The sequence below is a fragment of the Mycobacterium sp. genome (assembly GCF_035499775.1).
GTDB lineage: Bacteria > Actinomycetota > Actinomycetes > Mycobacteriales > Mycobacteriaceae > Mycobacterium.
This window is the reverse complement of the sequence record NZ_DATJYB010000218.1, coordinates 1-9,410: the sequence shown is the minus strand read 5'-3', so window position 1 is coordinate 9,410 and position 9,410 is coordinate 1. Positions and strand designations below refer to the sequence as shown.

Below are 9,410 nucleotides of genomic sequence, written 5' to 3'. Positions count from 1 at the left end.
ACGACCCGGTCGACGGCCGGCGCCAGGTCCAATCCGTCGGACAGCAACTCGAGCACATGCGGGATGACAGCACGCGCGTTCACCCGCCCAGTGACGAACCTCACACCGCGGGTGTACATCGACAACAACGGCATCTCGACCTTGGGCTGGAAGAAGACCCCGGTATCGGTACACACACCGTCTGGCCAGGTCGCGCGCAGCGTCGAGGCAAGTCGCGCCGGGTCGACGGAGGTGTGGACGGTGACGGGGTACGGGTCCCAGGATTTGTCCGGCTTCTCCCGGTCGTGGACCACTGCCCCGAGCTTCTCGGCGGCCGCCAGCCGCTGCGCGTCGGTGTCGACGTAGTCGACGTGAGCCCCCAGCGCAGCCGCGAATGCGGCCGCATACAGCCCGATCGACAATCGACCGACCACCAGGACGCGGCGATCGACCTCGTCGAGGCTGGCCAGCTCGGGGACAAAGGGGGCGACGGCGCGCCAACCGTCGGGAATGTTGTCCGACAGGGATGCGATCGCAATGGGATCGAAGTGGTCGGGAACCTGGACCAGCATCGCGTCGGCGTAGGGCACCAGCACCAGATCGGACATGAAGCCGCCGCCGTCCAGGCCGGAAATCGGGGCCATGCCGTAGGTCGCCATCAAAGGCATCGAGCCGCATGAACCCGTCAGCCCGCGGCGGCATTCGCGGCACGTCCCGCAGCTGATCTGAAAAGGCACCACCACCCGGTCGCCCATCCGGACGCCGCTCACCTCGTCGCCGACGGCGACCACCTCGGCCAGCCCCTCGTGGCCGACCGCGTGTCCCGGCGGCATGGGCAACCGTCCCTCGCACACCGTGACGTCCAGATCACAACAGGCCACCGCCAGGGGCCGGACCAGTGCCTGCTGCGGCGCGGTGATCTCAGGTTCCGGGACCTCGCGCCAGTCGTATCGCCCGGCGTCTTCGAACATCAACTGCTTCATCTCAGCATTCTTGAGTGATCACTCAAGTATTGTCAAGACCATGCCGAGACCCGATCGCAGTCGCGCGGCCCTGATCGAGAAGGCCGCCACCCTCTTCCGCCGCCAGGGCTACGCCGCGACCGGCCTCAACCAGATCCTCGACGAGGCCGGCGTGAAGGCCGGCTCGTTGTATCACCACTTCCCGCAGGGCAAACAACAGTTGGCGGCCGCGGTCGTCGACACCGCCGGCACCGGCATCGAGCAACTACTACGCAGATTCCTGGCCACCGACCGCTCGGTGGCCGACATCGTCGACCGCTGGATCGACGTGCTGATCGCCGGGCTGGCCGGTGACCACCGCGACGGCTGCCCCATCGAGCCGATCGCCACCGAGTCGGTGCACGCCAGCGCCGAGGTACGCGCGGCCTCGGCGCGCGTCTTCAACGGCTGGAGCGCAGCGATCGCGGAGCGCCTGACCTCGGAGGGCTGGTCCGCCGATGAGGCGGAAAGGGTTGCCCTGTCGGTGATCTCGTTGATCGAGGGAGCGCTGATCCTGTCGCGGATCGCGGGCGATCCCGCCGCGCTCGACGCCGCCAAACCCGCGGCCCGGTTGTTGCTGAGAGGCTGACAAAGACCCCTGATTAACGTTGCGGAGTGTGATCTACACGGTCGGTGAGTTTCTCCGGGCGATCGACCTCACGGGGGTCTTCGCCAACGCATTGCTCGGTGGAATTGTGGCGCGCGAGCAACGGATGGATCCCGTCGGATTCGTCGTGTTGGCCATTTTGTCCGGCCTGGGCGGCGGACTCATCCGAGACACCCTGCTGCAGCACGGCCCGCCGGTCGCGCTGACCGACTACCTGTATGTGATCACCGCGGTCGCCGGGGCGATCGTGGCCTTCCTGGCGCCCATACACGATCGGGTCTGGAGCGCGACCTTCCCCGTGATCGACGCCCTGGCGTTGGGTTGCTGGGCCGCCGCGGGCGCGCAGAAGACCCTGGACGTCGGCCTGGGCTGGCTGCCGGCGGTACTGCTGGGCACCATCACCGCCGTCGGCGGCGGAGCGCTACGCGACCTGACCATCCGACGGACCCCGCAGATCTTCGGCGGCAACACGCTGTACGCCACCTGCGCCGTCCTAGCCAGCGTGGTGGCGGTGCTGTTCAACTACAGCGGCCACGCGCCTGTCGGCACGATGGCTGCGACCGCCACCGGCGCCGCGCTGTGCCTGCTCGCGCGCTGGCGCGGCTGGCAGCTGTGGCAGGGGCTGGCCTGGGAATACGACGTCGAGCGCCCCCAGGGCAAGCGGTTGCCGAGAATCAGGGTGCGGGTGAACCGGACGCCGGCCACGCCCGAGGAGCCATGAACCGTTACATGTCCAAGCCGATGTCGAGCACCCGCACCGAGTGGGTCAGCGCGCCCACCGCCAGGTAGTCCACACCGGTCGCGGCATAAGTGGCCGCGGTGTCCAGGCTGAGTCCGCCGGACGACTCCAGCAGAACGCCCGGCGCGCGAGAGTCCCTGCGCTGCACCGCCATCTGCGTCTGCCACACCGGGAAGTTGTCCAGCAGGATCAGCTCGGGCTTCTCGGCCAGCACCTCGTCGAGTTGCTCCAGCGAGTCGACCTCGACCTCGCACGGCAGATCGGGTGCGGCCTCGCGCACCGCCCGCAATGCCCGGACCACCGATCCCGCGGCCGCCACATGGTTGTCCTTGATCAGGGCGGCGTCGCCGAGGCCCAGCCGGTGGTTGACCCCTCCGCCCACCCGCACCGCGTATTTCTGCAGGGCACGCAGGCCGGGCAGGGTCTTGCGGGTGTCGCGGATCTTGGCCTTGGTGCCCTGCACGGCGTCGACCCAGGCCGCCGTCACGGTGGCGATACCCGACAGGTGGCAGATCAGGTTCAGCATGGTCCGCTCCGCGGTCAGCAGGCCCCGGGCCTCTGCCCGTACCGTCAACAGCGGCTGTCCCGGCTGCAACCGGGCACCGTCGGCGACACGACTCAGCACCTCATAACCGTCGGCGCCGATCACCTCGTCCAGCACCAACAACGCGATGTCCACCCCGGCGACCACTCCGGGCTCTCGGGGCACCATCGACGCGGTGGCCACCGCCCCAGTCGGCACCGTCGCCATCGTGGTGATGTCGGGCCCGTAGCGCAGGTCTTCTTTGAGACCACGCCGAATGGTGTCGCTGGCGGCCGACAGTTCGCAGTCGGACAGCATCGTCAACACACCGCCGCCAGCGCCTCCGCACGTACCGCATTGCGGTCATCGGCCAGCCGGACCACGATGCTGCGCGCCTGATCCGTTGCAGCACAGTTGTATTCGGCACGGTGGTGGCAACCCCGGCTCTCCGTGCGGGCCGAAGCCGCGGCCGCCACCGCCCGCGCGGTCAACGTCAACGCCACGTCCTCGAAATCACGGCGGCTGGTCACCTGGCGAACCTGCGCCGTCGAGAGCCGGCCGGACAGCCGGTGCAGGCCGGCGGCGTTGCGCACCACCGAGGCGTCCCGGCTCATCGCGCGTTGCAGTTCAGCGCGCCCGGGCGCGGTGTGGTTGATCGGCTCGGGCAGGGTGGCGCGCGAACCGCCGGCCGCCACTGCGTGGGCAGCCGCAGCTTTGCCGGCGCGACCACCGACCACCAAACCTTCCAGCAAGCTGTTGGACGCCAAGCGGTTTGCGCCATGCATCCCGGTGCGCGCCACCTCACCCGCCGCGAACAGCCCGGGCAACTCGGTCTGGCCGTACACGTCGGTGACCACGCCGCCGCAGCTGTAGTGCGCCCCCGGAACAACCGGAATCGGTTGCCGGACAGGGTCGATGCCCGCCGCCTGGCACGCGGCGGTGACAGTCGGGAACCGCGATTCAAAGCCGTCGATGCCGCGCGCGTCGAGGTACGCACAAGGATCGCCGGTGGCCCGCAGCCGCGCGTCGATGGCCCCCGCGACGACGTCGCGCGGCGCCAGGTCGCCCATCGGGTGAACGCCCGTCATGATCGAATTACCTTGCTGGTCAAGTAGAATCGCACCTTCACCGCGGATGGCCTCGGTGACCAGCGGGCGCCGGCCGCCGGTTCCGTTGCCACTGGAAGCGGCGGCAAGCATGGTCGGATGGAACTGGATGAACTCGAGATCGCTGACCGCGACCCCGGCCCACAACGCCAAGGCGATCCCGTCGCCGGTAGAACCGTCGGGATTGGTGGTCGCGGTGTAGAGGTGCCCCAGTCCGCCGGTGGCCAGGATCACCGACGGCGCACTAATCACGCCGCAACCGTCCGGATTGAGCACCAGCACCCCGTTCACCGCGCTGCCGTCGTGCAGCACTCGCAGGCCCACGTGGCTGGTGCGGATGTCCAGCATCTCGGCGGCGTGGTCGAGCGCGCGCTGGACTTCGGCCCCGGTCGCGTCACCGCCGGCGTGCACGATGCGACGCCGGGAATGCCCGCCTTCTCGGGTGAGCGCCCACTGGCCAGGTGCCGATTCGTCGAATCGGGCTCCGTCACAGACTAATTCGGTGACCGCCCGATAGCCGTCGGCGACGATCGAGTACACCGCGTCGGGATCGCACATGCCCGCGCCCGCCGCCAGCGTGTCAGCTACGTGGGCGTCCACCGAGTCATCGTTCTCGGGCAGCACAACCGCTATCCCGCCCTGCGCATAGCGTGTCGCCGTCACCCCGCACGCCTTGCTGAGCACCACGACTTTGCGGCCGGCCCGATGGGCGGCCAGTGCGGCGGCCAACCCGCCGACGCCGGTGCCGATCACGACGACGTCGGCGGTATCCATCCAAGCGGGTGTCATTCGCCACCGCCGGGCTGGCCGATCTGGATCATCCGCTGAACGCTGCGCCGGCCGGCCGCGGCGATATCCGGGTGGACGTGGACTTCGTCGGCACCCTCGACCAGGCACCGCAACAGCGCCGCCGGGGTGATCATCTTCATGTATTTGCACGAGGCACGGTCGTTGACGGCGCGGAAGTCGACGTTGGGCGCGGCGCGGCGCAGCTGATGCAGCATGCCGACCTCGGTGGCGACCAGGACCTTGCGGGCACGCGTCTGGTGCGCGGCATCCAGCATGCCGCCGGTGGACAGGATCTTCACCCGGTCCGCTGGGAACGCGCCTTCACCGGCTAGGTATAAAGCCGAAGTGGCGCAACCACATTCAGGATGCACGTACAGTTCGGCATCGGGGTTCGCGCGGGCCTGCTCGGTGAGCTCGTCGCCGTTGATCCCAGCGTGCACATGGCATTCGCCGGCCCACACGTGGATGTTTTTGCGGCCGGTCACCCGACGGACATGGGCACCCAGGAACTGGTCCGGGCAGAACAGCACCTCACGGTCCGGGTCGATCGACGCGACCACGTCGACCGCGTTTGACGAGGTGCAGCAGATGTCGGTGAGCGCCTTGACCGCGGCGGTGGTGTTGACGTAGGAGACGACGACGGCGTCGGGGTGCTCGTCCTTCCAGGCGCGCAGTTCGTCGGGCGTGATCGAATCGGCCAGCGAGCAGCCGGCACGCTGATCCGGAATGAGCACGGTCTTGTCGGGGCTGAGGATTTTGGCGGTCTCGGCCATGAAGTGCACCCCGCAGAACACGATGGTGTCCTCGGTGGCGTCGGCGGCAATCCGCGACAGCGCCAGCGAATCGCCCACATGGTCGGCGACGTCCTGGATAGCGGGCAGCTGATAGTTGTGCGCCAGCACGGTGGCATTGCGCGCGCGGGCCAGTCGGCGAACCTCGGCGGCCCACTGCTCGTCACCGTCGACCCCGACGTAGCCGGTTGGCGTGTCGGTGATGCCTGCCACAAGATCATCGACGAGCGGGTCAGTGCGGTTCAGGACCGTCATTGGTCCGCTCCTTTCGCGCCAGGAGGTTTTCGACTTACAATCGAAAACATGCTCAATGGTAGCACCTCGCACGAAGTGCTCGCGGTCGTGTTCCAGGTTCGTCAGATTACGGGGGTCCCACGAGCCGAAAAACCTCAGCTGAACGTGCTGTTATGGCAGCGTGCCCAGGATCCTCAGCGCGGTGCCTGGTCGCTGCCGGGCGGGCGGCTGCGCAACGACGAAGACATGACCACCTCGGTTCGCCGCCAACTGGCCGAGAAGGTCGACCTGCGAGAGCTGGCTCATCTCGAGCAGCTCGCCGTGTTCTCCGATCCATACCGGGTGCCGGGCACCCGGATGATCGCATCGACCTTCCTGGGTCTGGTGCCCTCCCCCGCGACCCCCGAACTCCCGCCCGACACCCGCTGGCATCCGGTGAGCGCACTGCCACCGATGGCGTTCGACCACGGCCCGATGGTGACTCACGCCCGGGCCAGACTGGGCGCCAAGATGTCCTACACCAACATCGGATTCGCCTTGGCACCAAAGGAATTCGCCCTCTCGACGTTGCGCGACATCTACGGTGCCGCGCTGGATTACCAGGTCGACGCGACTAATCTGCAGCGGGTGCTGGCCCGGCGCGGGGTGATCAGCCAAACCGGCACCGTGGCCGCGTCCGGCCGCAGCGGCGGACGCCCGGCCGCCCTGTACCAATTCACCGATTCCCAGCTGCGCGTCACCGACGAGTTCGCAGCGCTCAGACCTCCAGGGCCGCCGGGGCAGACCTGACCGAGCGTTCGGCGATACCGATGGCGAGTCGTTCGGGCAGCCGCGGTGCCAGCGCGGCGACCAGGGCGTTGACCCGGCCGTCGACGACGCTGGGCCGGCGCCGGGCCAGGGCACGCAAGGTGGTGTTGATCACGTCGTCGGGGCTGCGGCGGGTCCCCACGGAGGCGTCCTCGCCGGCGGTCTGGAAGAACTCGGTGTCGGTGGCGCCGGGACTTACCGCCAAGACCGCGACTCCGGTGTGGCGCGTTTCGGCCCACAGCGCCCGGGTGAAGGACAGCACGAAGGCCTTGGTGGCGGCGTAGACGGCCATATGGGCGATGGGCTGAAACGCCGCGGTGCTGGCGATGTTGACGATGGCGCCATGGCCACGAGCCACCATCGCAGGCAGTACCAAGCTGCTCAATTCGGCCACCGTGGTGACGTTGAGTTGAATCTGGCCGGTCACGGTCCCGAGATCCGCATCGGCGAGGTCGCCGTGGATACCGATACCGGCGTTGTTGATCAGCGCGTCGATGTCCAACCCCTGCGCCAGCAGCGTGCGATACAGGTCGGCGGCGGCACCGGGGCGGGCCAGATCGGCCGGAATGACGCGGACCGTCGCGCCGTGGCGGTCGCGCAGCGTCTCGGCGAGCCGCGCCAGCGCGTCGGCCCGTCGAGCCACCAGAACCAACTCCGCATCGGCGGCGGCCAGGCGGTGCGCGAAAGTGCGCCCGATACCCGACGACGCTCCGGTGATCAGGACGGTTTTCCCGGCGAATGTGGCTAGGTCTGACATTGCGGGCTCCTTTAATAAAACCAACCATGCGGTATTATTTACTCTAACCAGTGTGCGACATTCGCCACAGTCTCGGCAAGGAGAAACTTTCTTGAGCACCGACACCGCCCCACGCCCCCCTGGGCGACCGCCCGGGCCGACGGCCAAAGGCACCTCCACCCGCCGACACATCGTCGAGGCAGCCGCCACGGTGTTCGCCGACGTCGGGTACGACAAGGCCCGCATGAGCGAGCTCGTCGCCGCAACCGGAATGACCAAGGGAGCGGTCTACTTTCACTTCGACAGCAAGGAATCGCTGGGGGTGGCCGTGCTAGAGGCCAAACACCAGGCGTGGATCAGCGACGTCGAACGCAGGCTCGCCGACACCCCGCCCGGCCGCGCCCGGCTGGAGGCGTTGTTGCCGGCGATGCTCGCCCTGCACAGCGACGACCCGAGCACCTGGGCGATCTCCAAACTCAACCGCAACCTCACCGAACTGCCGTCCACGCACGCCAGTGCCGCGACCCTCATGCAGCGCTGGATCGACTTGATCGGCGGGCTGATCCGCGACGCCCAACTTCTCGGCGAATGCCCCGACGACATCGACCCCGCCACCGCGGCGACTGTCCTGATCGGCGCGTTCGACGGGCTCAAGGCGATCCACGACACCGTCAGCGCCACCGGTGACTCGTTCACCGCGGCCGCCGAACTACTGAAATCCATGGTCTTGGCCTATCTATGCCCTAGGGTCCTGTGACAGGCCACACGCCATTTGTGCGCGGTGGTTTGCGCCGACGCCGGTACATTGAGTAAGAAATCGGTAAGAGATGGGCGCCGAAAGACCTGCGGCCGGCCCACGAAGGGAGCCTCAATGGTTGAGCTCGGCAATCTGGCCAGCGCGACGGGTGCGGAGTGGATCGGCCGCCCGCCGCATGAAGACCTGCAGCGCAGGGTACGCCCGCTCCTCCCTTCCGATGACCCGTTCTACCAGCCCCCACCCGGCTATCAGCATGCCGCGCCCGGCACCGTCCTGCGCTCGCGCGACGTCGAGCTGGCCTTCCTGGGCCTGGTTCCGCAGCGCATTACCGCCACCCAGCTGCTGTACCGGACCACCGACCTCAACGGAAGGCCCGAGGCCACGGTGACCACCGTCATCCTCCCTGCGGAGCGTGCTGAGGGCGAGGTCTGCCCGCTGCTGTCGTACCAATGCGCGATCGACGCGATGACGTCTCGCTGCTTCCCGTCCTATGCGCTGCGGCGCCGGGCCAGGGCCCTCGGTTCGATCGCTCAGCTGGAGCTTTTGTTGGTCAACGCCGCCCTGGCCGAGGGATGGGCAGTCTCGGTACCCGACCACGAGGGTTTGCACGGACTGTGGGGTGCCCCCTTCGAGCCTGGCTACCGGGTGCTGGACGGAATCCGAGCCGCCCTGAGCTCGGAACGCACCGCGCTGTCCCCCGAGGCGCCGGTCGGGCTATGGGGGTACTCCGGCGGTGGGCTGGCCAGCGCGTGGGCCGCTGAAATGGTGGGCGAGTACGCCCCCGAGCTGGACATCGCCGGGGGGGTGCTGGGATCGCCCGTCGGCGATTTGGGCAACACATTCCGCCGGCTCAACGGTGGGTTGTTCTCCGGATTGCCGGCGCTGGTGGTGGCCGCGCTGGCACACACCTATCCCGAGCTGGACCGGGTGATCAAGGAGCACACCAACGAAGAGGGCCAGACCCTGCTCGAAGAGCTGGAAAAGATGACGACGGCGGAAGCGGTCGTCCGGATGGCCGGCAAGAACATGGGCGACTACCTCGACGAGCCGCTGGAAGCGACCCTCTCGAGACCAGAAATTGCGCACGTCTTCGACAGCATCCGGCTCGGCGCCGCGGTGCCGACACCGCCAGTTTTGATCGTGCAGGCCGTCCACGACTACCTCATCGACGTGAACGACATCGACACGCTGGCCGACGCCTATTCGGCCGGCGGCGCGGACGTCACCTACCACCGCGACGCCTTCAACGAGCACATGTTCCTGCACCCGCTGTCCGCTCCGATGGCGCTGCGCTGGCTCACCGACCGGTTCGCCGGCCGCCCTATCACCGACCATCTGATC

At 68.1% G+C, this 9,410-nt stretch carries 10 protein-coding genes; 5 read left to right on the top strand and 5 right to left on the bottom strand.

The features are described 5' to 3' along the window. On the bottom strand, positions 1-962 hold a 962-nt coding region (locus VML93_RS14195), incomplete at its 3' end, for an alcohol dehydrogenase catalytic domain-containing protein (RefSeq protein ID WP_325611508.1). 40 nt (positions 963-1,002) lie between these two features. Between VML93_RS14195 and VML93_RS14190 the strand changes: the two genes are divergently transcribed. After that, positions 1,003-1,569 carry a TetR/AcrR family transcriptional regulator gene (locus VML93_RS14190; RefSeq protein WP_325611506.1) on the top strand — a complete coding sequence of 189 codons (567 nt, stop codon included), beginning with the start codon at positions 1,003-1,005 and terminating at the stop codon, positions 1,567-1,569. Between the two features lie 28 nt (positions 1,570-1,597). Beyond that, positions 1,598-2,308, top strand: coding sequence for a trimeric intracellular cation channel family protein (locus VML93_RS14185; RefSeq protein ID WP_325611504.1), 711 nt, complete (start codon positions 1,598-1,600; stop codon positions 2,306-2,308). 4 nt (positions 2,309-2,312) lie between these two features. Here VML93_RS14185 and nadC read toward each other — a convergent pair whose 3' ends face one another. The 3 genes from nadC to nadA are packed head-to-tail and all read right to left on the bottom strand — an operon-like array spanning position 2,313 to position 5,790. Next, the gene (nadC, locus tag VML93_RS14180; protein WP_325611502.1) at positions 2,313-3,167 is read right to left on the bottom strand and encodes a carboxylating nicotinate-nucleotide diphosphorylase; all 855 of its coding nucleotides are present in this window, start codon (positions 3,165-3,167) and stop codon (positions 2,313-2,315) included. A gap of 2 nt (positions 3,168-3,169) precedes the next feature. Continuing rightward, positions 3,170-4,744: an L-aspartate oxidase gene (locus VML93_RS14175; RefSeq protein WP_325611500.1), complete on the bottom strand. Its 1,575-nt coding sequence runs from the start codon at positions 4,742-4,744 to the stop codon at positions 3,170-3,172. After that, on the bottom strand, positions 4,741-5,790 hold the full coding sequence (nadA, locus tag VML93_RS14170; protein ID WP_325611498.1) for a quinolinate synthase NadA: 1,050 nt from the start codon (positions 5,788-5,790) through the stop codon (positions 4,741-4,743). The genes VML93_RS14175 and nadA overlap by 4 nt, the downstream gene beginning before the upstream one ends. A 48-nt stretch (positions 5,791-5,838) precedes the next feature. Between nadA and VML93_RS14165 the strand changes: the two genes are divergently transcribed. Then, positions 5,839-6,558 (top strand): NUDIX hydrolase, encoded by a 720-nt coding sequence (locus tag VML93_RS14165; protein ID WP_325611497.1) that lies wholly within the window; start codon positions 5,839-5,841, stop codon positions 6,556-6,558. Here the strand turns inward: VML93_RS14165 and VML93_RS14160 are convergent. Further along, on the bottom strand, positions 6,527-7,333 hold the full coding sequence (locus VML93_RS14160) for an SDR family oxidoreductase (RefSeq protein ID WP_325611495.1): 807 nt from the start codon (positions 7,331-7,333) through the stop codon (positions 6,527-6,529). The genes VML93_RS14165 and VML93_RS14160 overlap by 32 nt on opposite strands. Positions 7,334-7,424: 91 nt before the next feature. On the opposite strand from VML93_RS14160, the gene VML93_RS14155 reads away from it, so the two are divergent. Together VML93_RS14155 and VML93_RS14150 are read left to right on the top strand one after the other, a co-directional pair. Next, a complete protein-coding gene (locus tag VML93_RS14155) occupies positions 7,425-8,069 on the top strand; it encodes a TetR/AcrR family transcriptional regulator (RefSeq protein WP_325611494.1) in 645 nt (214 codons plus the stop codon). A gap of 114 nt (positions 8,070-8,183) precedes the next feature. Then, positions 8,184-9,410, top strand: a 1,227-nt coding sequence (locus VML93_RS14150) for a lipase family protein (RefSeq protein ID WP_325611493.1), incomplete at its 3' end; no start/stop codon positions are given.